The sequence below is a fragment of the Kitasatospora sp. NBC_01250 genome (assembly GCF_036226465.1).
Lineage (GTDB): Bacteria > Actinomycetota > Actinomycetes > Streptomycetales > Streptomycetaceae > Kitasatospora.
In genome coordinates, this window is the sequence record NZ_CP108476.1 from 838,941 (window position 1) to 863,709 (window position 24,769).

Sequence of the window (24,769 nt, forward strand, 5' to 3'; positions counted from 1 at the left end):
GTCAGGTCTCGCTGGTGGTGCAGCTTCGGCCGGGTCGGCCGACGCCGGTGGGGCGGCTTCGGCCGGGTCGGCCGACGCCGGTGGGGCCGCCGTTGCCGGGCCGGCAGTCCGCTTCGAGCTGACGCAGCGTCAGAATGGTTGCGGTCAGGCCGACTCGACCGAGCTGTCGGCGCAGTCGGGTACGCCGCAGGTGGGCGCGGCCCGGTCCGACGGCGATGACGAGGACGGCGTCGGGGTTGCCGCGGGTGTGCTCGATCACCGGCCAGAGCGAGCGGGCTCGGAACCGGGCGATCTTCCACAGCAGTCGGCGGAAGTCCTGGGTGGCGGCCACCGGGTGGCCGGCCTCGGCGCGGGCCCGGACCTGGGCGGGCAGGCCGTCGTGCCGGCCGCACCGGATCTGCACCGCTCGGCGCACGGCGCGGGCCAGGCAGGTGGCCGGCCCGGTGTCGAGCAGGACGACGAGGTCGGCCCTGGCCATCCGCACGGGGATGGTCGGCAGGTGGTTGCCCTCGATGATCCACCGGGGGCCGGCGGCCAGCCGGCGTTGCGTCCCTTCCCACAGGTGGGGGTCGGGGCGGCGCCAGTCGGGCCCCCAGTAGAGGTCGTCCAGGTGGTGCAGCGGCAGTCCGGTGGCCCCGGCCAGTTGCCTGGAGAGGGTCGTCTTGCCGGAGCCGGGGCTGCCCAGCACCAGGATCCGCTCGGGCCGTGCGCCCGTGGCGGGCAGCGGTGGACCGGTGGGCATGGTCAGCCGAGCCCGTGGACGACGAGGGAGCGCCGCTCCCGGCCCTGGCCGGCCGTCACCGCGCCGACCTGGTGCCAGGAGTGGTCGGAGCGGGCGAGCAGCGTCGAGGCGCCGAGGAGCGGGACCACACGGGCGTGGACGGCGCCGGGGTCGTTGCCGTCGAGGATCTCCAGGCAGCCGCCCCACTCCTGCTGCCAGCCGGGGTTGAAGTAGAGGACGTGGCTGAAGAGTTTGTCCGCGCGGTCGGTGTGCGGGCCGAGCCAGTCGGTGTCGGCGTGCCGGACCAGACGGATCTCGACGGCGCCGGCGAGCGGCTGGTCGAGCAGGGCGGCGACCTGGCGGCGGTAGGGTTCGCCGGCCAGGTCGGTGACCAGCTCGTGCCAGGGCGCGGGCAGGCCCGGCGGGATCTGCTGCCCCGGGCCGAGCAGCGGGCGGGAGTAGTTGCGGTAGGTCTTGTCCCGGCCGGCGCCGCTGGCGTCGAGGCGCACGAAGTCCTCGTGCGGGAAGGCGGCGGCCAGCCGGGCGGCGGTGTCGTGGTCGTACAGCCGGCCGGGCTCGGTGGTCAGCCAGCGGTAGGGCGTGGTGCGGCGGGAGGCGGTGTGCGTCCAGTCGGGAGCGAGCACGGGCATGTCAGCGCACCTGTTCGAGGACGGATCCGAGCACCGGCAGGAACCGTCCGGTGGTCGCGGTGTCGGCGATGGTGAAGCGCAGCCAGCCGGCCAGCCCGGTGAGACCGGACAGGTCGCGCACCCGGTAACCCGCTCGGGAGAGCGCACCGGCGGCGCGCGCCGCCGCGTCGGCGGACGGGAGCTGCACCGACAGGAAGTTGCCGCCGGACGGTGCCACGGGCAGGCCCCAGGAGCGCAGTCGGTCGGCGGCCTCGGTGCGCACCTCGCGCAGCTCGCGCCAGATGGCCGCGAACTGGTCGTGCTGGTCGATGGCCACCGTGAGGGCGACCAGGGCCGGCGCCGACACGGCGTGTTCCAGCGGGACGGCCGCGAGTTGGGCCAGGAGTGCGGTCGGGCCGCACAGGACCGCCACCCGGGCGCCGGCCAGGGCGTGCGACTTGGAGAGCGACTGGATGACGAGCACATTCGCGCCGCGGCGCTCGAGCTGGGCGGTGAGCGGTCCGTCGAAGACCTGGTAGCAGCTGTCGATCACCAGCAGGTGTCCGCGCTCGTTCGCCAACTCGGCGAGCCGGTCCAGCTGTTCGCCGGTGAGCCGGCCGCCGATCGGCCCGTTGGGCGCACTGACGGCGATCAGTGCGCCACTGCTGCCGGCCGCGGCCTCGATCAGCGCGCGGGCCTGCGCGTCCTGGTCCAGACCAGTGGTCGGTACCGGTCTGAGCGGCAGGCCGTGCAGGGCCGCGGTCTCGGTCCACGCCGGGTAGTTGGGCTGTTGCAGGATGACCTCGCCCCGGCCGCCGGTGCGGCGGGCGAAATATCCGCAGACCAGCCGCAGCGCGGTGTCCGATCCGGGCGTGACGAGGAATTCGTCACCATCGCAGTGCAGATAGGCGGAAAGCGCGTCGACGACGGCTCTGCTGCGCGGATACTGGCGCAACAGGCCCGGGGTGATCTCCCGGGCGACCGCGTCGAGAAGCCTTTCCACGGCAGGGTGGATCAGCTCGTTGCTGCTGAGGTTGATCCGGGCGTCCGGCCCGCGCCGCTCGAAGAACGTGCGCTTCAACTTTTCACCGTCGATGACGGTCAATTATCCCCCAAATAAACCGGCCGTATTCCACGGCCGTCCAACCGGCCGTGCCCGTCCGAATCCCAGGCAAGCACATGTCAACAGCCCGCGTCAATGCGTCTCCGAATCATGTAACACTGGTTCACAATCGGTGCCCCGAGCGGCCGCTGACACCGCAATCCACGGTTGACGATCACTGCGGGCGTGTGTCACGCTCCTTTGCCGAATCACGGGGGGAGTTCCTCAGTTGACTGCACCACAGGTGCCGCCACCGCTTACCGACAACGACGCATTGGCCATCGAAGGAATATCCCGGATATCCGGTGGAACCGTTGTGTCCGGATTTAAGCATTCACTGGTCACGGTGACGGCTGCCGCTTTGGCGGCGCGCGCTCCGGTCCGCATCGACAACTGTCCGGACATTGCCGAGACCCGGGTGCTGGCCGATCTCATCGACCGGCTCGGTGGCCGGGCCGACTACGGCGACGGCACCCTCGTGGTGGACGCCGACGGTCTGCACACAGCCGAGCTGCCCGCCGAGGCGTCGGCGATTCACGGTTCGGTGTATCTGCTGCCCGCGCTGTTGGCCCGGTTCGGGCGGGCGGCGGTGGCCGCCACCGGGGGCTGCCGGATCGGCGACGACCCGGGCGGACGGCGGCCCGTCGAGCAGTACGTCGGCGTGCTGGAGCGCTTCGGCGCCCAGGCCGCCGTGCTCGCCGACGGGGGCCTGCGGGTCACCGCGGGCAAGCTGCGGGGCTGCGAGATCGACCTGCTCGACTACACCGCAGACCGCGCGGTGCGCACCGGCCCGCACTACTCCGGGGCCACCAAGATGGCGCTGCTCACGGCGGCCGTCGCCGAAGGCGTGAGCGTCCTGCACCACCCCTACCCGAAGCCGGACGTCACCGATCTGCTCGATGTCCTGCGGCAGTTGGGGCTGGACGTCGAGGTCCGTGCGGACGGCGCCATCGTCGTGGCCGGGCGCGGCAGCCACGGTCTCGACCGGCCGGCGCAGCACGTCCTGGTTCCGGACCTGATCGAGGTCGTCACCTGGGTCTGCGCCGGCACCCTGCTCGGCGAGGGCCGGCTGACCGTGCGCGGCACCGGGATGCACCGCGCGGCCACCGCCCTGGCCCCCGAGCTGGAGGTGTTCGACCGGCTCGGGGTCGACCTCGGCCTCGGCACCGGCCTGGGCGCCGAGGAGCTGACCGTACGCCCGGCCCGCCGGCTGCGCCCGGTGGACGTCACGGTCGCCTCGCACGGCGTGTTCAGCGACAGCCAGCCGTTCCTCGCGCTGCTCGCGGCGCTCGCCGAGGGCACCTCCACCATCGCGGAGACCGTGTGGACCGGCCGGTTCGGCTACGCGCCGGGGCTGGCCGCCCTCGGTGTGCGGCTGCGTCAGGACGGCCGGACCCTGACCGTGCACGGGCCCTCGGCCCCCTCGCGCGCCGCCCGCGCGGTGCACGCGCCGGACCTGCGGGCGGCGGCCGTCCTGCTGCTGGCCGCCCTCGCCGCCCCCGGCTCCACCGTGCTCACCGGCACCCACCACCTGCGACGCGGCTACCCCGACCTCCCGGCAGCCCTCCGGGCGCTGGGCGCCGACGTCCGCCCGATCGAGAACGGAGACGCACGTGCCTGACCAGGCCGTACTCAAACAGCGCCCACAGGACTTCATCGTCCGCGAGGCCATGGTGGTCGAGCTCACCGAGCCGGCCGACGCCGCCTGGCGGTACCTGCTGCTGCGCAAGAGCGGTTACACCACCATGGAGGCGATCCGGCTGATCGCCGAACGGCTCGACCTGCCCACCGGCGAGGTCACCTACGGCGGCCTGAAGGACGAGGACGGGGTCACCGAGCAGCTGGTCGCCGTCCCCGCCCGGGTGCCGCTGCCCGCGCTGGGCGCCGAGGGCTGGCGCGTCGCCGACCAGGCCGACCGCTGGCTGCACCTGCACCACCACGGTTACGGCGCCGAGCCGTTGGCGATCGGCCGGCTGGAGGGCAACGGCTTCCGCATCACCGTGCGCAACCTCGACCCCGACCGCGCCCGGCGCCTCGGCGAGCTGCGCAAGCACACGCTCTTCTTCCTCAACTACTACGACACCCAACGCTTCGGCGTCCCCGGCGGACCCAAGCGCACCCACCTGGTCGGCCAGGCGATGCTCGCCGGCGACTGGGACACCGCACTGCGCGAACTCGCTGGTCTGCGCGCGCCGGAGAGCCCGCAGGCCGCCCAATGGCGGGGCCCGGCCGAGGAGTTCTTCCGCACGCTCGACCCGCGCAACGCCTCCTTCTACCTCGCCGCGCAGGCCTCCTTCGACTGGAACGCCGCGCTGCGCCGGGCCGTTGACGACAGCTGCGCCCCGCAGACCAGCACCGTCGAGCTCGACGGGCTGGAGTACCGCTACGCCGAACGGCCGCTCGCGGTGCTCGCCACGGCGAGCGACCTCCCCTACGCCAAGTACACCTTCACCGACGGCACGGCCCAGGCCCGGACCTCCGCGCGCCCCACGATCGTGCAGACCTCGGTCTCCCTGACCCCCGCCGCCCCGGACGAGTTGAACCCCGGCCGCAGCCGGATCGGCCTCGGCTTCTTCCTGCCGTCGGGCAGCTACGCCACCGCCGCCGTCCGCCAGCTGCTGGGGCTGATCCCTGGAGCCGAGGCGGACGCCCCCGTGCCCACCGCACCCGAACTCACGGCAGGAGAAGCCAGTTGATCAGGATCGAGCAGGAGTTCGAGCAGATCACCGAGCCGTTCGCGATCCACCTCGCCCACGGGGTGCTGACCGACGAGCAGATCCGCACGCTCTTCGCCACCGCGCCCGTCGAGGGCTACGACCCGGTCAAGGTCACCGACCCCGACCACGACAAGCAGTACGCGATGCAGTTGCTCTACCTCCAGGAGCACAACGAGCCGCGCCCGGCCGCAGCCGGCCTCTCCCCCGCCTGGGCCGAGCTGCTGGCCTCGCTGCGCAGCGAGGAGTTCGTCGGCTGGCTGGAGCGCGGCACCGGGCTCCAGCTGCGCGAGCTGCCGACCGACATCGCCATCTACACCTACCGGTCCGGCGACTTCATCTCGGTGCACAAGGACAAGCCCTACAAGGCGATCACCGCGATCCTCTACCTCAACCCCGAGTGGCCCGCCGACGGCGGCGGTGACTACGAGGTGCGCAGCAGCGCCGACCCGAGCGTCCCGCCGGTTCGGCGGATCCCGCCCACCGGTGGGCAGTTGCTCGCCTTCCCGCCCTCCGAGGTCTCCTGGCACTCGGTGTCGGCGGTCAGCGACAGCGTGGACCAGACCCGGCTCACGGTGCAGCTGGAGTTCTGGCTGGTGGACAACCCCAAGCGCCGTTACTGAGCGGGCGGCCGATGACTCTCCTGTTGCTCAACCGAAGGCCCCTGCTGGACCGCCTCGCCTCCTGGTTCCCCGACTGCGCCGAGGAGTTGGTCGTGGTGACCGACCCGTCGGCGCTGGGCGACGCCGGCCCGGCCCGGTGGTCCGGGCGCTTTCGCCACCTCGCGGTGGTCGACGACTACACGGGCCGGGCGACCGAGGAGCTCGTCGAACGCCTGGTGCGCGAGCACGCCGTCGAGCGGATCCTCACCACGGCCGAGACCGACGTGCTGCGGGCCGCCCGGCTGCGGCACCGCCTCGGCCTGCCCGGTCAGGACGAGGCGAGCGCACTGGCCTACCGGGACAAGCACGTCATGAAGACCCTGGCCGGCGCGGCGGGCGTGCCGGTGGCGCCCATGCGGCTGCTGCACAGCGGCGCGGAGCTCAGGGACTTCGCCGGAGAGCACGGCCTGCCCGTGGTCGTCAAGGCGGTCGACGGCGTGGCGTGCCTGGGGCAGCGGGTCCTCACCGACCCGGCCGCGCTCCGGGACCTGGACGGCGGGTGGCCCGCCCCGCTGCTCGCCGAGGCCTGGATCGAGGGCGAGACCTTCCACGTCGACGGCGTGATGGCGGCGGGGCGCGTGCTGTTCGGCCGTCCGTCCCGCTACCTCCACAGCCAGTGGCTCACCCATCGCGCCAGCGCCCCGCTGGTGAGCGGCATGCTGGCCGAGGACGACCCGCTGTTCGGGCGGCTGCAGCGCGCGGTCGGCGAGGTGGTGCGGGCGCTGCCCGCGCCGAGCCAGGCGTGCGCGTTCCACGCCGAGTTCTTCCGCACCGCCGAGGACCGGATCGTGCTGTGCGAGATCGCCTGTCGCGCCGGCGGCGGCAGCATCGTCGAGGCGTTCGAGCTCGCCACCGGGCTCAACCTGCACGGCGCCTCGCTGCGCGGCCAGGCCGGGCGCGAGCTCGCGCTGCCCGCACCGGGCGAGGTCGTGCGGCACGGGTACGCGACCTGGTTCCCGCCCGTCGCCCCCGCCACGCTGCGCGGGCTACCCGCGCACTGCCCGCTGCCCGGCGTGGTGAAGTACGCGCCGAGCGGGCGGATCGGGCACCGCTACCACGGCCCCGACTCGCCCTCGCACCGCGTGGCCGATCTCTTCTTCCGGCTCACCGACGGCGAACCGACCACCCAGCTGCGGGAGATCGAGCGCTGGTGGGCGGCGCAGGCACGGTGGGACTTCGGCGACGGCGTGGCCGCCCCCGCCGCAGAGGCGGAGCGCGCATGAGCAGCGACACGACGGCCGGCCCCCTGGTCGGCCCGGCCAGGACCCGCCTGTACCTGGCTGCCCGCAGCATCGACGCCGTGGGCAGCGGGCTGTGGATGCCGATCTCTCTGTTCTTCTTCGTCCAGGCCCAGCGGCTGCCCGTCGACCAGGTCGGCGCGGCGCTCACCGTGGGGGCGGTGTTCGGCCTGGTCGCGGGTCCCTTCGGCGGCACCCTGGTGGACCGTTGGGGGCCCGGGCCGGTGGTCCTGGCCAGCAACGTGGTGCGGGCGGTCGGCTTCCTGCTCTATCCGCAGGTCGGCGCGGTCTGGCAGGTCGCCCTGATCGCGGCGGCGAACTCGGCGGGCGACCGGATCTTCTGGACCGCGAACACCCCGCTGCTCGCCCAACTGGCCGGCGAGCGCAAGCTGCTCGGCACGCTGGGCACGATGAGCGTGGTGCGCATCGCCGGGCTGGGCATCGGCGCGGGGCTCGCCGGCCTGGTCGGGCGCAGCACCGCGGGGCTGCACGCGCTGGCCTGGGCCAACGGCGTGAGCTTCGCGCTGGCCGCGGCGCTGGTCTGCGCCGTCCTGCGGGTGCCCGCACCCGACCGGGCGGCGCCGGACGACGGCACGGGGCGGGACGGCGGGACATCGGGCGGGCCCGCGCGGACCTGGCGCACGGTGCTGCGCGACCGCCCGTACCTGCTGCTGTGCCTGATCCAGGTGCAGTTCACCCTCGCGGCCTCCAGCCTGACCGTCGCGCTGCCCCTGGTGGCCGTCCGCACCCTGCACGGACCGCTGTGGCTGGCCGGGGCCTCCGTGCTGGTCGGCAACATCGTGCTGATGGTCGCGGTGAAACGCGCGATCGCCTACAGCCGGCGCACCTCCCGGCTGCGGGCGCTGACCGCCGCCGCCGGCCTGTTCGCCGTCACCTTCCTGCTGATGGCGCCCGCCCAACTGGCCGGCCGGGCGCTGGTGGTGCCACTGGTGCTGCTCGTCTCCGTGCTCGGCGTGACCGCCGAGGCGCTGTTCGGGTCCGTGATGAGCGCCGCCGCCTACGAGGCCGCCCCCGAGGGCTTGAAGGGCCGCTACAACGCGCTCTTCCAGACGGCCTACGGCACCTCCGGCGCCCTGGCGCCGGCGGTCTTCACCGCGCTGCTCGCGGTGGGCAACCCGGTGCTGTGGCTGGCCCTGGTGGCCTCCAGCGCGCTCACCGTCCCGGTGCTGCGGGTGGCGGCCGACAGGCTGCCGGGCGCCGGTCTGACCCAGGCCCCACGATCGGAGAGCACATGACCCCCGCCGAAAGCCCGGCGCACCGCAGCACGGCGCGGGCGATCGACGCCCTGCGAGGCTACTGGTCCGGCCGCTCGGCCGTGCTGTTCTGGCCGTCCTTCACCGGGACGGCCCGGGTCCTGACGGGCCAGCTCGCCGCGTGCGGTGCGACCGTCGCGGGGGTCGTCACGGCGACCGCCCCCGCGGCGGACGCGCCCGCGGTCCCCCACATTTTCAGCTGCGCGCAGCAGGGCCTCGACGTGCCGCGCAACGGCTTCTACCGCTGGCTGGAGAACCCCCCGCCGGAGCTCGGGGCCTGGCTGGACCGGGTCGATCCGCAGCGCAGCTGGACGGTGCTGGGCGACAACTTCCTGGCCGCCGGCGAACTGCTCGGGCGGCCCGTGCACGGCTGGCGGCGGCCGCAGTGGTCCGCCTGGGAGGACAAGACCCGGATCGAGGCCCTGTGGCACCTGGCGGGGATCCCCTCCCCGCGCCACGTCGTGACCCGGGTGGACGATCCCGCCGTGGCCGGTCACGTCCGCGAGCTGGACCGCGGTTCGGGAGTCGTGCTCGCGATCGACTCCACCCGGGCCCACTACGGCAACGCCACCGGGCTGCGCTGGGTCCGCGACCCGCACGCGCTCGCCGAGGCGCTGCGCTGGGCGGGCGAGCGGGCCCGGACGGTGCGCATCGCGGAGTTCGTCGAGGGCACGCCGTGCAGCATCCTCGGCACGGTGCTGGCGGACGGCGTCGCGGTCTTCGACCCGCTCGAGATCGTGACACTGCGCGAGCGGCACGGTGCGCGGCTGACGTTCTGCGGCTCCTCCACCCGGTGGCGGCCGGATCCCGCGGCCGTCGACCAGATGCGCCACTACGTCCGGCTGGCCGGGAGCTGGCTGGCAGCCAACGCCGGATTCCGCGGCATGTTCAGTGTCGACGGCCTGCTCGGCGAAGACGGCTTCACCGCCACCGAGTTGAACCCGCGCCAGGCCTCCGGGCTGGGCCTGCGGGAGGCCTGGCCCGGGTTTCCGGGCTACCTGTTCCAACGCGGCGTGCAGGAGGCGCTGCCCGGGGTGGCCGATCTGCCCTGGCAGGACGTGGAGACGGCGTTCCGCGACGCGATCCGCCGCCACCCCTCCCACAGCGTGAGCGTGCCGGCGCCGCAGGCATCACTGCCGCCGGGCGAGCACAGCGCGCACCTGATCACCGGCGACCTCGCCCGGACCGTGCGGTTCCGGCTCGACGACCGCCGCGCGCGGCTGACCGACGTCGACCCGCTGCCCGGGGACGGCTCGCTCGGGCCGACCGCCGCCGCGCTGGCCCGACTCCTCGGCCGGCCCGAACTCGCCGCTCCCTGCGACCGTTTCCACCCTGGAGGCACCCCATGACCGAGCTGCCGCACTCCGCGCACGTCGTGATCGTCAACCGGTGGTCGCGGACCGACTTCGTCGACTACACACGCTGCGTCGACCACCGCGCCCACCGGGTCAGCTACGTGACCCATCCGGCCAGGCGGGCGGCCGTGCCCGCCGAGGCGGTGGAGGTCGTCCAGGTCGCCGACCTGGACGACCTGGCGCAGGTGCACGCGGCGGTCGCCGCCCTGGCGAACCGGCACGGCGCCCCGGACCGGATCGTGGCCATGCACGAACTGGACCTGCTCACCGGTGCGGCGCTGCGGGAGCGGTGGCGGTGCCCGGGGCCCCGGGCGGAGCAGGTCCTCCCGTTCCGGGACAAGTCCGTGATGGCGGAACGGGTTTCGGCGGCGGGCCTGGCGGTGCCCAGGTTCACCCGGGTCACGGACTCCGCGGCCGTGCGCGCGTTCGCCGAGTCCGTGGGCCGGCCGATCGTCCTCAAGCCGCTGGCCGGCCGCGGTGCCAGCGGTGTCCTGCGGCTGGCCGGACCGGCCGACATTGACGCCCTCGGTGCCGCCTTCTTCACCGAAGGGTCGTACCTGGCGCAGGAGTTCAACCCCCACCCGACGTATCACGTCGACGGGGTCTTCACCGGCGAGCGGCTGGCCGAGCACCGCGTCTCCCGCTACGTCAACGACTGCCTGGCCTTCCGGGCCGCGGGCGTGCCGCTGGGGTCGGTCGAGGAGGACGACCCGGACGTCGCCCGGTACGTCGGCGCGTTCGCCACCGGGGCGCTGGCCGCGCTGACCGACCGGCCGACCGTCTTCCACCTGGAGCTCTTCGTCGACCGGGCGCGCGGGGCCTGCACCTTCCTGGAGGTCGCCGCCCGCGCGGGCGGGGCCGAAATCCCGCTCCTGTGGCGGGAGTCGGGTCGCGGTGACCTGCTGGAGACGCTGGCGCGGATCCAGCTCGGGCTCCCGGTCGCCGACCTCCCCGCCGATATCCGGGGTGAGCAGGAGATCGGCGGCTGGCTGATCGTGCCCGCGCCCCGCCTGCGGCCCGGCCGCGTCGTCGGGAGCAGCTCGATGCTCGCCCGGCCCGACGGCCCCTACACGGAGACGTTCCTGCCGGTGGGCACCGTCCTGCCGAGGACCGACCCCTACCACCAGCACGTCGGCGGCCGGTTCCGGTTCCGCGGCACGTCGAGCGCCGCCGTCGAGGCGGGCATCCGGGCCACCGCGGCGGACTTCCGGATGACCGTGGAACCGGCGGCCGAGACATCCGCACCGGACGCCGAGCGCGCCCGCCCCCGGGGCACCGGCCCCGGGGCCATCGCCCCGGACGGGTCCGCGGTGGAGTTCTTCGCCGCCCTGCTCCCGGGCACCGGAACTGCCGCCGTCGTGCACGGCGCGGTCGCCGAGGGCGGCAGCATCCTGGAACTCGGCGCCGGGGCCGGCCGGGTCACCGGCCCGCTCGTGGCACTGGGCCACCAGGTGGTCGCGGTGGACGAGTCGGCCGAGATGCTCGCCCATCTGAGCCGGGCCGCACCCGGCGCCGAGACGGTCCTCTCGCGCATCGAGGACCTGCGGCTGGACCGCACCTTCGACGCCGTGCTGCTGATGTCCTCGCTCATCAACTACGTGTCGCAGAAGCCGCTGCTGGACGCCTGCCGCCGGCACGTGGCACCGCACGGCGTGGTCGTCGTCCAGCGCACCCACCCCGGCTTCTTCGAGGACGCCGGTCCGGCCGCCTGGGAGAACCGCGGCACGCGGTTCCGCACCTACGACGTCGAGCAGCTGGCGGACGGCGCCGTGGCCTGCACCAAGGAGTACCGCATCGGCGAGCGGACCTGGACCTTCTCCGGCGTCTTCCAGCGGCTCGACGACGAGGACCTGCCGGAGGTCCTCGGCGCGTCGGGCCTGCGCTTCGAGCGCTTCCTCGACGAGCGGCGCACCTACATACTCGCTCGCGTGGCTCAGGGCCCCGGGCCCCAGCCGAAAGGACCGGTAGCAGAACGATGATCGTGAACTCGTGGAACGAATGGGACCCACTGCGCGAGGTCGTGGTCGGCTCGGCGGACAACGCCTGCTTCGAACCCATCGAGCCCGGCAACCGCCCGACCGTCCGCAACGCCCCCGCCGGCAGCCCCTTCCCGACCGGGCCCAAGCCGCGTGCCGCCATCGAGCGGGCCAACGAGGAGCTGGCGGGCCTGGCCGCCCTGCTCGAATCCCGCGGCATCACCGTCCGCCGGCCGACGCCGCACGACTTCGCCGCGCCGGTGCGGACCCCCGACTTCGAGGTGGCCAACCAGTACTGCGCGGTCTGCCCGCGGGACGTGATGATCACGATCGGCCACGAGATCATCGAGGCCACCATGTCGCGCCGGGCGCGGTACTTCGAGTTCCGCCCCTACCGCGAACTCGTCTACGAGTACTGGAACGCCGACCCCGACGTGGTGTGGACCACCGCGCCCAAGCCGTCGATGGACGACGGCATGTACCGGGAGGAGTTCTGGGAGTGGCCGCTGGCGGAGCGCCACCGCCGGATGCACTCCTTCGAGTTCTGCGTCTCCCAGGACCAGGTGGTCTTCGACGCGGCCGACATCAGCCGCTTCGGCCGCGACCTCATCGTCCAGGAGTCGATGACCACCAACCGCACCGGCATCTCCTGGCTCAAGCGGCACCTGGAACCGCGCGGGTTCCGGGTCCACCCGGTGCACTTCCCGCTGGACCACTTCCCCTCGCACATCGACTGCACCTTCGTCCCGCTGCGCCCCGGCCTGGTGCTGACCAACCCGGAGCGCCCGCTGCTCGACCGGGACGCGCGCCTCTTCCTGGACAACGACTGGCAGTTGGTGGACGCCCCGCAGCCCACGTCCGGCAATGACGAGATGCCCGAGTACTGCCAGTCCTCGAAGTGGCTGTCGATGAACGTGCTGAGCCTGTCCCCCACCACGGTGGTCTGCGAGGAGCAGGAGAAGCCGCTGCAGGACCTGCTGTCCAAGCTCGACTTCGAGGTCCTCACCGTCCCGTTCCGCAACGTGTTCGAGTACGGCGGGTCGCTGCACTGCGCCACCTGGGACATCCACCGCGAGGGCGGGCAGGAGGACTACTTCCCCACCCTCACACGCCCCTGAGGAGCGCGGGCACCCCACGGTTCCACCACGCTGAAACCCTCGTGAAACCGCGCTGAACGCGCCCTGCCGCAAGCTCTGCGGCATGACGACAACGACCCCGCACCCACTCGCCATCGCGGCCGAGGGGCTGCGCAAGGCCTACGGGGACAAGACGGTCCTCGACGGCATCGACCTCGCGGTGCCCACCGGCACCGTCTTCTCCCTGCTCGGCCCGAACGGCGCCGGCAAGACCACCGCTGTCAAGATCCTCTCCACCCTCGTCACCGCCGACGCCGGCGAACTGCACGTCGGCGGCCACGACCTGGCCGCCGACCCGCAGGCCGTGCGGGCCGCGATCGGCGTCACCGGCCAGTTCTCGGCCGTCGACGGCCTGATCACCGGCGAGGAGAACATGCTGCTCATGGCGGACCTGCACCACCTCCCCCGCCGTGAGAGCCGCCGCACCATCGCCGGACTCCTGGAGCGCTTCGACCTGGTGGAGGCCGCGCGGAAGCCCGCCGCCACCTACTCCGGCGGCATGAGGCGCCGCCTGGACATCGCCATGACGCTGGTCGGCGACCCGCGGATCATCTTCCTCGACGAGCCGACCACCGGCCTCGACCCGCGCAGCCGCCACACCATGTGGGGGATCATCCGCGAACTGGTCGCCGGCGGCGTCACCGTCTTCCTCACCACCCAGTACCTGGAGGAGGCCGACGAACTCGCCGACCGCATCGCGGTCCTGAGCGAGGGCCGGATCGCCGCCGAGGGCAGTGCCGGCGAACTGAAGCGGCTGGTCCCGGGCGGGCACGTGCGGTTGCGGTTCGCCGACCCGTCCGCGTACCGGTCGGCCGCCACCGCCCTGCGCGGGGTCACCAGGGACGACGCGGCGCTGTCGCTGCAGATCCCCAGCGACGGCAGCCAGCGCGAACTGCGCTCCATCCTCGACTGGTTGGACTCCGCCGGCGTCGCGGCCGACGAGCTGACCGTGCACACCCCCGACCTCGACGACGTGTTCTTCGCCCTCACCGGCGGCACCGACCTCCCCGACCAGGCCGACCGCCCCGGCCAGCCCAGCCAGCCCGACCAGCCCAAGGAGACGGCCCGATGAGCTCCCTGTCGCTCGCCCTGCGCGACTCGTCCACGATGCTGCGCCGCAACCTGCTGCACGTGCGGCGCTACCCGTCCATGACGCTGAACCTGCTCCTCACGCCGATCATGCTGCTGCTGCTCTTCGTCTACGTCTTCGGCGGCGCGATGAGCGCGGGCGTCGGCGGCGGCGGTCGCGCCGCGTACATCGCCTACATCGTCCCGGGCATCCTGATGATGACCGTCGGCAGCACCGTGGTGGGGGCCGCGATGTCGGTCTCCATCGACCTGGCCGAGGGCCTGATCGCGCGCTTCCGCACGCTGGCGATCTACCGGGGCTCGCTGCTCGTCGGACACGTGGTCGGCAGCGTGCTGCAGTCGATCGCCAGCGTGGTCCTGGTCGGTGCGGTCGCCGTCGCCATCGGGTTCCGTTCGCACGCCACGGCCCTGGAATGGCTCGCGGCCCTCGGGCTGGTCACGCTGTTCTCCTTCGCCCTCACCTGGATCGCGGTCGGGATGGGCACGGCCAGCCCGGGCCCGGAGGCGGCCAGCAACATGGCGATGCCGCTGATCCTGCTGCCGCTCATCTCCACCGCCTTCATCCCGGCCCGCACGATGCCGGGCTGGTTCCAGCCGGTCGCCGAGTACCAGCCGTTCACCCCGGCCGTGGAGACGCTGCGCGGGCTGCTGCTCGGCACCGGCATCGGCGACAACGGGTGGATCGCGGTCGCCTGGTGCCTGGGCCTGACCGCGCTCGGCTACCGCTGGTCGACGGCGTTGTTCAACCGCGACCCGAAGTGAGCGCGCGGGCCGCCGCCCACAGCTCGTCCCGCTCCAGGGCGGCGTACGCCGACAGCGCGTCGGTGTAGGCCGCCCGGTCGGCCTCCTCGGCCGCCCGCCGGGCGCGGGCCGCGGACATCGTCGGCTGGAACTCACGCGGTACCCGCAGCCGTTCGGCCAGCGCGATCATCCGCACCGCGCCGGTGTCACCGCCGGTCAGCCCCGCCGTGCCGAGGGCGTGCAGCACCAGCGCCAGCCCGGGCAGCTCCGTGGGTGAGCCGACCGGCCCCAGGACGAGCGTGCGCAGCTGCTGCCGCAGCCGGTCGAGCGGCCCCGCGACGAGTTCGAGACGGCCGGCGTGCGCGTGCGCGGTCACCGCGACCGCCTGGATCATCAGCGCCCACGGCCCGAACCACGGCTCGCCGCCGAACGCCTGGTCGGCCGCGAGCAGCCGCTCCACCGCACTGCGCCACAGGCCGAGCCCGACCTCGGTCAGTCCGCGGGCGAGCGCGATCTCGGCGCGCCCGCCGAGGTCGGTGCCGTAGAACCAGAAGGCGTCCAGCTGCTGCGGGTTGTCGTCGTCGACCGCGGCCTGCCGCAGCCAGTACTCGGCCTCGTCGGGCTCCCCGCGCTGCAGGCAGGCGAGGACGAGGGTCGAGCGCATGCCGATGTGATCGTGCCCGTCCCCGAGCCCGGGCAGCGCATCGAGCGCCGCCCGGAAGTTCTGGTACGCCGCCTCGCCCTGCCCCGTCCGCAGACAGAGCTCGCCGAGCCGTGAGTGACGCAACAGCCGCACGGACGGGTTGTCGACCGGAGCCAGTGCGGACGCCATCCGGCGGGCCGCGGCGAGCGCGCGGTCGATGTCGTGCTCGTACTCCCAGACGTAACTGGCCACGCACTCGGCGACGCCGGCGACAAGGGTCTGTCCGGTCGATCTTGTCGGATCAGCGTGCGGCTCCCCCAGCCTTCGGCCGGGAGGTGCCCCCATCATCCAGCCTCGCGGCTGGGTGGGCCCGGCTGGGCGTGCGCCCGAGTCGCCCTCGTACTGGGCCGTACGTGGGCGATTCGGACGTGCGTCCAGCCGGGCAGCGACATCAGCAGCCGGCGCTGCGGGTCGGCGTCGCGCGCCCGGCACGATCGGCCGGACAGACCCTGGCGGTTGCTCGCGGTGGCTGTCGGCGTCGCAGAGCCCGCGCAGCACGTCGTAGTCGGGCGGCCGCATGGCGGGGATCGCGCTCAGCACCACCGCGGTGGCGCGCAGCAGCGTGTCCGGGCGGGCCGCGGGCAGCCGCCGCAGGGTGACGAGCTGGCGCACGGCGCGCGGGCCCTGGCCCATGAGCAGGCCCGCCGCACACACCACCGCGGCGGCGCGGGCGACTTCGACGTCCTCGGGCTCCGGGCGGTAGTGCGACAGCGGCGGGCCGCTCTCCTCGGCGAGGGCGGCGAGGCGGGGAAAGTTGGAGGCGTTGGACCACAGCGCGGCCAGCACGGCGGTGAGGGCCGCGGTGCTGCGGCCGTCGGCACGGGCCAGGGCGTGCCGCAAGGCCAGCACGAGGTTGTCCTGCTCGGGCCTGATCCGCTCCCAGGCGGCCCGCGGTCCGGGGCCGAAGAGGACGGCGTGGTGCGCGACCCCGAAGTCCCGTGCCCAGGCCAGGAACCGGCCGACGGCCGCGTCCTGCTCGCCCGCCTCCGCGCAGCGGGCCGCGGCGAACTCCCGCACCGTCTCCAGCATCCGGAACCGCACCCCGGCCGGGGTGTCGGCGACGGTGAGCAGCGACTGCTCGACCACCTGCTCCAGCAGGGACAGCGCGTCCGCGCCGAGCACGTGCTCGGCCGCCTCGCCGCAGAAGCCGCCGGGGAAGACGGCGAGCGTGAGCAGCGCCGCCCGGGCGTCCTCGGCGAGCAGGTTCCAGCTCCACTCCACGACCGCGTGCAGCGTGCGGTGACGCTCCGGCAGGTCGCGCGCCCCGCCCCGCAGCAGCGCGAACCGGTCGCCGAGGCGGCGGGCGATCTCCGGCACCGACAGCACCCGCACCCGCGCCGCGGCCAGCTCCACGGCGAGCGGCAGCCCGTCGAGGTGGCGGCAGAGCTCGGCCACCGCCCGCGGCGGCAGCACCACGCCAGGGCGCGCGGCCCGGGCCCGCTGGGTGAACAGCTCGACCGAGGTGTCGAGACCGAGCTCCGGCAGCGCGTACACCGCCTCCGAGCTGAGGCCCAGCGGAGAGCGGCTGGTGGCCAGCACCCGCAGGTCCTTCGAGGAGGAGACCAGGGCCCGCACGAGGTCGGCGGCGCCCCCGACGACCTGCTCGCAGTTGTCCAGCACCAGCAGCGCCGCCCCGGAGCCGAGCACGCCGAGGATCGCGGGCACCGGATCCACCGGGGCGTGGCCGCCCACCGCACCGGGCCGCCCCTCGCCCGCGCCGAGCGCGGCGGCCACCTGCGCGGCCACGTCCCCGTCGGCGGTGACACCGGCGAGCGGCACGAAGTGCACCACGCGCTGCTCGGCCCCGCGGCTGACGGCGTGCGCGAGCCGGGTCTTGCCGAGGCCGCCGGGACCGACGACGGTGACCGCCCGGGAGGCGCGCAGCAGCCGCTCCACCGCCGCGATGTCCTCGTCGCGGCCGAGCAGCGGGTTCGGCTCGTGCGGCACACCGTGCCTGACCACCGGCGCCTCGCCGCGCAGCAGTTCACGCTGCAGGGCCTTGAGCCCGGCGCCCGGCTCGGTGCCGAGTTCCTCGCGCAGCGCCCGGCGGTACGCCTCGTACCGCGTCAGCGCCGCGGACGGACCCGCCGTCGCCGCCTCACCGCGCAGCAGTTCGGCGAGCACCTCCTCGTCGCGCGGATGCGCCGCGGCGGCCACGGCCAGCGGCCCGGCCGCCTCCGCGTGCCGCCCCAGCCGGGCCAGCGCGAGCGCCCGTGCACGGACGAGCCCCTCCCGGACCGGGGCGCGCTCGGCCCGCAACGCGGCCACCGGGTCGTCGGCGCCGCCCGCCGCCTCCCCTGCCCCCTGCCACAGCGCGAGCCCGGCCTCGGCCGCCGCCAGCGCCCCCGGGTGGTCCCCCGCCCTGGCCCGCTCCGCACTCGCGGCGGCGTGCACCAGCAGCGCGGAGCTGTCGACCTGCTCCTCGCCGAGCGCGAGCCGGTACCCCGTCGGCGTGCTGGCGATGACCTCGGCCCCCAGTTGCCCCCGCGCCCTGGACACCACCACCTGCAGCGCCTTCCCCGGCCGCTCCGGCACCTCCTGCGGCCACATCCCGGCCACCAGCCGGTCAGCACTGCACCCCAGCCGCAACTCACCCGCCAGCAACGCGAGCAACGCCCGCACCCGCGGCGCGGTGACCTCCTGTCCGCGATGGGCGACACGCGTCAGCAGGGTCAGGTCGGTGGTCACCCGGTCAGCGTAGCCAAGCCCGCGACCGCCGCTACCAGGCCGGGGTGTCGGACCGGGCCGCCCGGTCTCGGGTGGCCTGTGCGTGGACTCCGGGACAACTGGCATGAAACGCCACCGATGTGGGCAGACGTCAGCCTGAGTCCACAGTGACCGAGGAGGCGACAGACATGGTTCGGATCAAAGAGATCAAGCGCTCCACTCCGCAGCGCCCGCGTCCGCCGCTCGACCTGCGGACGCCCTCGGGCCGCCCGCTCCCGTACTGACGGCCACCGGACAGTCGCCTGACGGCTGCTCAGGGCGCCGGGTCCGGCGATGATGTCCCGGGCATGCCGCGGTCGAAGAGCGCGTCCAGGATGTGCGGCCAGGCCTCGGCGCCCAGCGCGGCGTCGGCCTGGGCGGAGCCGCCGTACCGGTAGTGCGGCGACGGAGGCAACGGCTGCTCCCCCGGGAAGAACGGGCGGTGCCCGGCGCCGTCGTGGCGGAAGACACGCGCGGTGGCGCCCGCCGCCCGGCGCCGGGCGGCCAGCCGCTCGGCGAAGGGCAGCGAGGGCCACATCTCGTCGTCGCCGCCGGCGAGCAGCAGCAGGTCCGCGCCGATCCGCTCGACGGGGATCTCCGCGGCGGCCGTCCGGTGGGCGAAGGTCCGTTCGCTGAGTTCGTACGAGCCGCGAACGGCCACCGGCCCGTCGTCGTCCGGCCCGAACCCCTCCCACGTGTCGTCGTAGGGGACGAACGGCAGCGGTCGGCCCCGCCAGGTCCACGAGGAGCGGTAGGGCCGCTGCTCGCCGTCGTGTCCCCGGCCGAGGTTCGCCCACACCAGCGACGTCGGGGAGACCGCGACGACGACGGCCACCCGCGGGTCGCGCACCGCCGTGAGCAGGGCCGCCTCGGCGCCCTTGGAGACGCCGAGGATCCCGACCCGCTCGGCGCCCCTGGCCCGCAGCAGGTCGATCGCCGCGGTGAAGGTCTCCAGCGGGATCTCGCAGATGCCGGGCGGCCGGCCGGCGCCGCCCCACCAGCGGATCGAGAGCGCCGTCACGCCGTGGCGGGCGAACAGCCGGGCCCGCTGGTACTCGATGCGTCCGCTGGACCCGGCCAGGACCAGGACCCCGACCGTGCTGCCCGCCGCAGGTTCGACGAGCACGCCCTCCCAGCCCTCGCGCACCTGCTGTTCGACGATGTCCATCGCCACCCCTCCCCCGGGAGAGCGTACGTCAGCGCCGGGCGTCCGCGGTGATCCGGGCGTAGCCGAGGATGTGACCGCTCATGGTGAAGGTGGTGACGCCGGCCGGCGTGGTCGCGGGCAGGCCCAGGGTGGGAGTGTCCAGCGCGTAGACGCTGATCCGGTAGTGGTGGGTGATGTCGCCGCTGCCCGGGCAGGGGCCGAGGTAGCCGGTCGCCCCGGCGGAGTTGGTGCCGGAGACCGTCCCGGGCGGCGGGGTGCTGCCCAGGCCGGTGGCGGCGGCGGGGTTGTCCCGGGTGACCCAGTGCCAGAAGCCCGCGCCGGTGGGTGCGTCGGGGTCGAGCATGGTCACGGCGTAGCTGCGGGTCCCCGCCGGTGCTCCGCGCCTGCCACGGGTGACCGGGCACCCGACCGCCTGTGCCTCACGGGGCCAGGTGAAGGCGCAGGGTGAGGCCGGTGTCGGTGGCGCGGATCTCGACGAGGTCGCACAGCTGGTGGATCATCCACAGGCCACGGCCGCCGTTGCCGGAGCTGAGGGCGGGGCGACGGCGTCCGGCGAGCGGGTTGCGCAGGTGGCCGTTGTCGCGGATCTCGGCGACGGCGGCTCCCTGCTCGGTGGTCCACAGCCGCAGGATGCCGGCTCCGCCGCCATGGGCGGCGGAGTTGGCGGTCGCCTCACTGATCGCGAGCACGAGGTCGCCTCTGCGAGCTCGATCCAGGGACGTGCCCGACAGCCAGTCATGAGCGTGTTGACGCAGTTGGGCGAGCTGACCCGCGGCATAGGGATAGGTCAGGGCGTGGACGGGTTCGGGCAGGGGTTCGTCGCAGTCCGCGCAGACGACGGCGGGGTCGGCGTAGCCCGGGCTGGCCTCGGCGCGGCCGTCCTCGATGAGGGTGGGGTGGGTGCGCCGGGCGTCGGCGACCACCGATTCGGGCAGCGCGGTGACGTCGTAGGGGCACAGGATCGTGGCGGCGCGGCCGGCGAAGGCGGTGTTGATGAGCGCCTCGTGCCGGGTGGCCTCCAGCGTCTCCGCGCGCGAGCGGCTGGCCCAGATCGGCTCTCCGACGATCCGGGCGGCCCGGCCGGGGTGCCGGTCGGCGAAGCCCTGCAGGGCCGCCAGGATCCGGCCGGGATTGCGGCCCAGCACCGTCATGTCCGCGAAGTCGACACCGTCGGCCTGGGGCCCCAGCCACTCGCGCAATGCGTCGAGTTGGGCGCCGGGCACAGCCACGAACGTCGGCTCGTCCGCGGTGAGGGCGGCGCGCACGAAGCCGCCCACCCCGCTGACGTACTCCTCCAGGGTCCGGTAGAACAGCGCGGGATGCACGAAGGCCCCGGCGTCCGGGAGCGTGGTCACGGTGTTGGTCATGCCGCCATCTCCAGGACGCTGCACTCGTCGGGGAACATCTGCGCTGCCCGCAGCAGCGACAGTGGAGGTCGGTGCAGGACCAGCCGTCGACCCTCACTTCTCAGAGCGCCGGCCGTGTGCACCAGTTGGGCGAGTGCCTCGACGTCGAGGAAGTCGGTCCCGCTCAGGTCGAGGTGCACAACGGCAGCGGGAAGGCGGACCAGTGCGCCCAGAGCCGCCGTCAGGTACGCGCGCGAGTCCGGATCCGCATGACCGACCAGTTGTGCCCCCGCCCCCTCGCGCAGAGGGCGCACGTGGAGCGGAGGTGACACGGGCGGCGACGGAATCGGCTTCAGGACGCGGGAATCCTCGCCGAGGTGGCCGGGGACCACGTGCGTGCGGTGGGCGGCGATCGGCAGGGCCGCCGTACCGGCGATGTCCACGCGGCGATCGAACAGGCACAGCCCCGTCAGCGGAAGTTCCGCGAACACCTCTGATTCCAGGCGCAGTTCGTACTCCAGCAGTCGCTCCGCCCCCGGCACGCTCCTGGTGCACCAGTCCATCTCACCGCCGATCCGCAGGCCCGGGTAGCCCGCCGCCAGAGCGTCTTCGCAGGCCCGCCGCATCCCGGCGATCACCGTGTCCGGGTCGAAGGGCAGCTGTTGGAGGTAGGACTGCGAGGCACCCTGAACCGCCAGTTGGCCGCTCGCGAGCGCCGCGTCCACGTCCAGGCCCGCCGTCCCGAGCGCGTCCACCACGGCACGGGCCTGCGTACCGTCGGTGAAGTAGAGCACCCGCTCCCCCTTGGCCAGCCCCGCGCCGACGAAGGCGGTCACGGTCTCCGACCACTGTTGATCATCGCTGTAGACGCAGCATGCGTGGTCGCCTCGGGGCGGGTTGGTCAGTCCGGGGTGGGCTGGGGACACCTGCGGCTCCACGGTGGCGAGGGCCGTCGGCCGGCCGGTCCGGCCAGGTCCTGACAAACCTGCAAGAGCCAGGCTGGTCGCCGGCGCGCGGCGGTGTACGCGCGAGGCAGGTGCGAGCGCCGTCGGCGCCTTGCTGACCGACCGAGGTGCGGGCGCGCTCGGAGCCGTCCGCTGTGGCCGTTCGGCCTGCCGGGGTGCGGGCAGCGTGGCAGCGGGCACGCTGACGGCGAGCAGGGCGCGGTCGTCGGGGAACTCGGCGCCAGGCTGGTGATTCAGGAACAGGTCGCACAGGTGTGCGGCGCTGAGGCCGACGGTGGCTTCGGCGAGAGCGGTCAGGCGGTCGAGACCGACGTCCAGGCTCTCCCCGCGCCGTTCGATCAGCCCGTCGGTGTAGAGCAGGACGGTGTCGCCGCACTCCATGGCGACCTCTGCTTCGCAGTAGCGCGCTTCCGGTACCGGACCCACCGGGGGCGCCAGGGCCTGGTCGAGGTAGCGACTCTTGCCGTCGACGGTGATCAGGAGGGGCGGTGGGTGGCCGGCCCTGGCGTAACGAAGAGTGTGGGTACGGCGGTTGAGGACCAGGTAGCAGGCGGTGGCCATGAGGTCGGGGTGGTAGCGGCCGACGAAGTCGTTGAGCTCGTGCAGGACGTCGGCAGGGCGGTGGCCGCAGCGCATGGCGATGCTGCGCAGGGCCGCGCTGATCTGGGCCATGGCGGCGGCCTCGGCCAGGCCGTGTCCTGCAACGTCCCCGATGGTGAGCCCGATGTGCTCCTCGTCGAGAAGGTGGACGTCGTACCAGTCGCCGCCGACCTTGACCTGGTTGGTCCCCGCCGCGTAGCAGCCGGCCAGGTCGAGGCCGGTGACGGGCGGAAGGCGCGGCAGCAGGCTCAGCTGCAGTCGCTCGGCGACGCGGTGCTCGTGCTCGTAGAGGCCGGCGCGGCGCACCGCCTGGGCGATCTGCTGGGCGACGGCGGTGAGGTGTTCGGGCGCGGGCCCGTCGTCGGGTCTGTGGTGCACGAGGAGGCCGCCCAGTTCCACGCCGTCCGCCTGGAGCAGGGCGTGGGCCGTGGTCGCGCCGTGGTCCCCCGCCACCCCGACGGAGTTCGCCCGATCAGGCGTGCGGGGGCTCCGCCGGTCGAGGTCGGTCCAGGTGTTTCCGGCCAGGGCGAACAGCGTGTCGTCCGGCTCCAGCGAGGGGATCAGTCGCCGCGAGTGCAGTTGCAGGTCCACTCCTGTCGCGTTGAGCGCCCCGGGCGCGGTCTGGTGGACCGCTTGGGCGACCTGGGCCAGGGTGGCGGCCGAGGCGAGGGCGGCGGTCAGCTGGTACAGGTGCTGAAGTCGGGCACGTCCGCTCTTCTCCGCGGCGAGCAGGCGCTCGCGTTCGGCTTCTGCCGCGCGGCGGTAGGCCACCTCGCGGTTGAGGGCTATCACTTGCTGGCTCAGGGCCACGAACTGGTCGGTATGGTCCAGCCGCGTCATGTGCAACTGCACGGCCGGCTGCGGGCCGTCCCACCAGATGGCGCGGGCGCCGTGGCAGCGAAAGCGCACCAGCTGACCGCCGGGATCCTTGACGGTCAGGGAACCGGGCAGCGGGTCGCCGCTGCGCAGCCAGTGGTTCATGTGCAGGCGCAGGAGATCGGAGTCCTCCGCGGCCAGGCCGAACAGGTCGGCGCCGGCGCGCAGATGGATGACGAAGCGGGTGGCGGCCGGATTCGCGGCAAGGATCTGCCCGTCCGCCGTACACAGGAGGACCGGGTTGGGCAGCAGCTTGGCGATGGCCTGGAACAGGCCCAGACTCATTCGACCACCCGCCCCGCGGCCGCGGCAGGTACCGGGGGCACGTCACCGAAGTACTCCCGCCCCAGGTCCTGTGCCGCGCCCGCCCCGGGAACCAGGTGCACGACGACGCGGCAGCCCGCAGCACCGCGCGCGATCGTCTCCACGAGTTCGACCTGCGCGTAGCCGAGGCTGCGGGCGGCGATGGTGCCGAAGACGTTGGAGGTCATCATGCAGATCGACTCGCGTCCGATCACCTTCTCCGCGAAGGGGCAGCTGCGGGTTCCGAGCACGATCCTCCGGTCGTCCTGCTCGATGATGTAGAAGTCCCCGTGGATGCGTTGCTTCAGGTCCACCAACACGTCTGCCACCTGCTCACGGGAGAGCCGCTCGACCGCGAGAGCGCGGGTGTACATGTCGTCGATGTGGGTACCGACGGTCTGCCCCACCAGGCTGATGTAGCCGGACGCCTCCTGGAGGCCGACGACCGACTCGAGCGAGGCGGCCAGTTCTCGCACCAGTGTTCGCAGGAAGATATCTCGGTCGAGGGGAATGTCGGCATCAGCCGCATGCGTCATCTCTGGCTCCTGTCGCGTCCGGTCACAGCGGTTGCGCAACGTCACCGAGGGACGCACGTCGTTGTTCGGCGATCACCGCCTGCGCGTGGACCGCCTGCCCGCATACGCGGGTTTCAAGCGTGGACGGCTCGGGGGTGACGCTGGCCACGGCTGCCGGCGTCGAGCGAAGTCGGCAGCGCCCGCCACGACTCCGACTGGTGGCGGGGCCGTCGAAGACTGAGGGCGGGGCCGTCGACCAGGCCGAGGGCTGACGCCGGTTCAGCCCTGGGAGGCGGCCTCGGACGCGGCGCGGGTGAGGGTGACGGCCGTGTGCACGATGCTGACGACGGCCGCCTCGGGGTCGAGGCCGTGCAGGTCGGTGAGGCTGAACAGGGCCTCGGCGCTCACCACGACCGCCAGGTCGCGCTTGAGCTGGGCGAGGGCGGCGGGATCGGTGGCGCCGAGCGAGACGTCGAGGGGGGCGAGGGCACTGTCGATCAGGCCGAAGCGCAGGCCGGGGCGGGCGTTGGGCCGGCCCGGCCTGGTGATGGTCGCCGCGATCAGCGCCCGCACCACGCCCTGCCGGCTCTGCACGTGGCGCAGCAGGAACTCGGTGACGGCGGCGATGCGGACCACCGGGTCGTCGGAGTCGGCGACCGGCCGGAGCGCTTCCTCCGCACTGGGCAGCTGGTCGGCGATGGCCTCGCCCAACAGGCTGGCGAGGTCGGGGAAGTACCGGTAGGCCGTGGCCTCCGAGACCAGCGCGACCCTGGCGATCTCGGGCATCGTCACCTCGCGCCCGGTGGTGCTCAGTTCGGCCGCGGCCCGGACGATCGCGCCGCGGGTGCGGAGCTTCTGGTTGACGCGGCCTGCCGTCGGTTGTGCTGTCACCGGTGCGCCCTCCTCCGCTGGATCGCTGATCCTGCGAGTCTACTACGCTCACGCGACCG

The 24,769-nt window shown here is 73.7% G+C and carries 20 protein-coding genes; 10 read left to right on the forward strand and 10 right to left on the reverse strand.

Annotated elements, in window-relative coordinates:
• Position 1: 1 nt before the first annotated feature.
• Genes OG500_RS03925 through OG500_RS03935 form a run of 3 tightly spaced genes read right to left on the reverse strand, consistent with a single transcriptional unit; the run spans position 2 to position 2,431 of the window.
• On the reverse strand, positions 2 to 742 hold the full coding sequence (locus tag OG500_RS03925; protein WP_329576568.1) for a hypothetical protein: 741 nt from the start codon (positions 740 to 742) through the stop codon (positions 2 to 4).
• Between the two features lie 2 nt (positions 743 to 744).
• On the reverse strand, positions 745 to 1,371 hold the full coding sequence (locus OG500_RS03930) for a 2OG-Fe(II) oxygenase family protein (RefSeq protein ID WP_329576571.1): 627 nt from the start codon (positions 1,369 to 1,371) through the stop codon (positions 745 to 747).
• 1 nt (position 1,372) lies between these two features.
• Complete coding sequence (locus tag OG500_RS03935; RefSeq protein WP_329576574.1) at positions 1,373 to 2,431, reverse strand: aminotransferase class I/II-fold pyridoxal phosphate-dependent enzyme; 1,059 nt, start codon at positions 2,429 to 2,431, stop codon at positions 1,373 to 1,375.
• A 337-nt stretch (positions 2,432 to 2,768) separates the two neighbouring features.
• Between OG500_RS03935 and OG500_RS03940 the strand changes: the two genes are divergently transcribed.
• The 10 genes from OG500_RS03940 to OG500_RS03985 all read left to right on the forward strand — a co-directional run bounded on the left by OG500_RS03940 (position 2,769) and on the right by OG500_RS03985 (position 14,658).
• A complete protein-coding gene (locus OG500_RS03940; protein WP_329576577.1) occupies positions 2,769 to 4,073 on the forward strand; it encodes a hypothetical protein in 1,305 nt (434 codons plus the stop codon).
• Entirely contained in the window at positions 4,066 to 5,148 is a 1,083-nt protein-coding gene (gene truD / locus OG500_RS03945; RefSeq protein ID WP_329576581.1) for a tRNA pseudouridine(13) synthase TruD, read from the forward strand. The genes OG500_RS03940 and truD overlap by 8 nt, the downstream gene beginning before the upstream one ends.
• The gene (locus tag OG500_RS03950) at positions 5,145 to 5,789 is read left to right on the forward strand and encodes a 2OG-Fe(II) oxygenase family protein (RefSeq protein ID WP_329576584.1); all 645 of its coding nucleotides are present in this window, start codon (positions 5,145 to 5,147) and stop codon (positions 5,787 to 5,789) included. The genes truD and OG500_RS03950 overlap by 4 nt, the downstream gene beginning before the upstream one ends.
• Positions 5,790 to 5,800: 11 nt before the next feature.
• On the forward strand, positions 5,801 to 7,051 hold the full coding sequence (locus OG500_RS03955; protein ID WP_329576587.1) for an ATP-grasp domain-containing protein: 1,251 nt from the start codon (positions 5,801 to 5,803) through the stop codon (positions 7,049 to 7,051).
• Complete coding sequence (locus OG500_RS03960) at positions 7,048 to 8,322, forward strand: MFS transporter (protein WP_329576590.1); 1,275 nt, start codon at positions 7,048 to 7,050, stop codon at positions 8,320 to 8,322. The genes OG500_RS03955 and OG500_RS03960 overlap by 4 nt, the downstream gene beginning before the upstream one ends.
• Positions 8,319 to 9,689, forward strand: a complete 1,371-nt coding sequence (locus OG500_RS03965) for a hypothetical protein (protein WP_329576591.1) — start codon at positions 8,319 to 8,321, stop codon at positions 9,687 to 9,689. The genes OG500_RS03960 and OG500_RS03965 overlap by 4 nt, the downstream gene beginning before the upstream one ends.
• Complete coding sequence (locus OG500_RS03970) at positions 9,686 to 11,674, forward strand: methyltransferase domain-containing protein (RefSeq protein WP_329576594.1); 1,989 nt, start codon at positions 9,686 to 9,688, stop codon at positions 11,672 to 11,674. Before OG500_RS03965 ends, OG500_RS03970 begins: the two co-directional genes overlap by 4 nt.
• Positions 11,671 to 12,789 (forward strand): glycine amidinotransferase, encoded by a 1,119-nt coding sequence (locus tag OG500_RS03975; RefSeq protein ID WP_329576597.1) that lies wholly within the window; start codon positions 11,671 to 11,673, stop codon positions 12,787 to 12,789. Before OG500_RS03970 ends, OG500_RS03975 begins: the two co-directional genes overlap by 4 nt.
• Before the next feature lie 82 nt (positions 12,790 to 12,871).
• Positions 12,872 to 13,879, forward strand: coding sequence for an ATP-binding cassette domain-containing protein (locus OG500_RS03980; RefSeq protein WP_329576600.1), 1,008 nt, complete (start codon positions 12,872 to 12,874; stop codon positions 13,877 to 13,879).
• Positions 13,876 to 14,658: an ABC transporter permease gene (locus OG500_RS03985; protein ID WP_329576604.1), complete on the forward strand. Its 783-nt coding sequence runs from the start codon at positions 13,876 to 13,878 to the stop codon at positions 14,656 to 14,658. The genes OG500_RS03980 and OG500_RS03985 overlap by 4 nt, the downstream gene beginning before the upstream one ends.
• Here OG500_RS03985 and OG500_RS03990 read toward each other — a convergent pair.
• The 7 genes from OG500_RS03990 to OG500_RS04020 form a co-directional block, all read right to left on the reverse strand.
• On the reverse strand, positions 14,639 to 18,028 hold the full coding sequence (locus OG500_RS03990) for an ATP-binding protein (protein WP_329576607.1): 3,390 nt from the start codon (positions 18,026 to 18,028) through the stop codon (positions 14,639 to 14,641). The two genes, OG500_RS03985 and OG500_RS03990, sit on opposite strands and share 20 nt — an antisense overlap.
• Positions 18,029 to 18,320: 292 nt before the next feature.
• A complete protein-coding gene (locus tag OG500_RS03995; RefSeq protein ID WP_329576613.1) occupies positions 18,321 to 19,214 on the reverse strand; it encodes an acyl-CoA thioester hydrolase/BAAT C-terminal domain-containing protein in 894 nt (297 codons plus the stop codon).
• 28 nt (positions 19,215 to 19,242) lie between these two features.
• Positions 19,243 to 19,557 carry a YbhB/YbcL family Raf kinase inhibitor-like protein gene (locus tag OG500_RS04000; protein ID WP_442906996.1) on the reverse strand — a complete coding sequence of 105 codons (315 nt, stop codon included), beginning with the start codon at positions 19,555 to 19,557 and terminating at the stop codon, positions 19,243 to 19,245.
• Positions 19,558 to 19,633: 76 nt separating this feature from the next.
• A complete protein-coding gene (locus OG500_RS04005) occupies positions 19,634 to 20,581 on the reverse strand; it encodes a sensor histidine kinase (RefSeq protein WP_329576616.1) in 948 nt (315 codons plus the stop codon).
• Positions 20,578 to 23,286, reverse strand: coding sequence for a SpoIIE family protein phosphatase (locus tag OG500_RS04010; RefSeq protein ID WP_329576619.1), 2,709 nt, complete (start codon positions 23,284 to 23,286; stop codon positions 20,578 to 20,580). Before OG500_RS04010 ends, OG500_RS04005 begins: the two co-directional genes overlap by 4 nt.
• On the reverse strand, positions 23,283 to 23,840 hold the full coding sequence (locus tag OG500_RS04015; protein ID WP_329576623.1) for a methanogen output domain 1-containing protein: 558 nt from the start codon (positions 23,838 to 23,840) through the stop codon (positions 23,283 to 23,285). The genes OG500_RS04010 and OG500_RS04015 overlap by 4 nt, the downstream gene beginning before the upstream one ends.
• Positions 23,841 to 24,098: 258 nt before the next feature.
• Complete coding sequence (locus OG500_RS04020) at positions 24,099 to 24,710, reverse strand: TetR/AcrR family transcriptional regulator (protein ID WP_327064952.1); 612 nt, start codon at positions 24,708 to 24,710, stop codon at positions 24,099 to 24,101.
• Positions 24,711 to 24,769 lie beyond the last annotated feature (59 nt).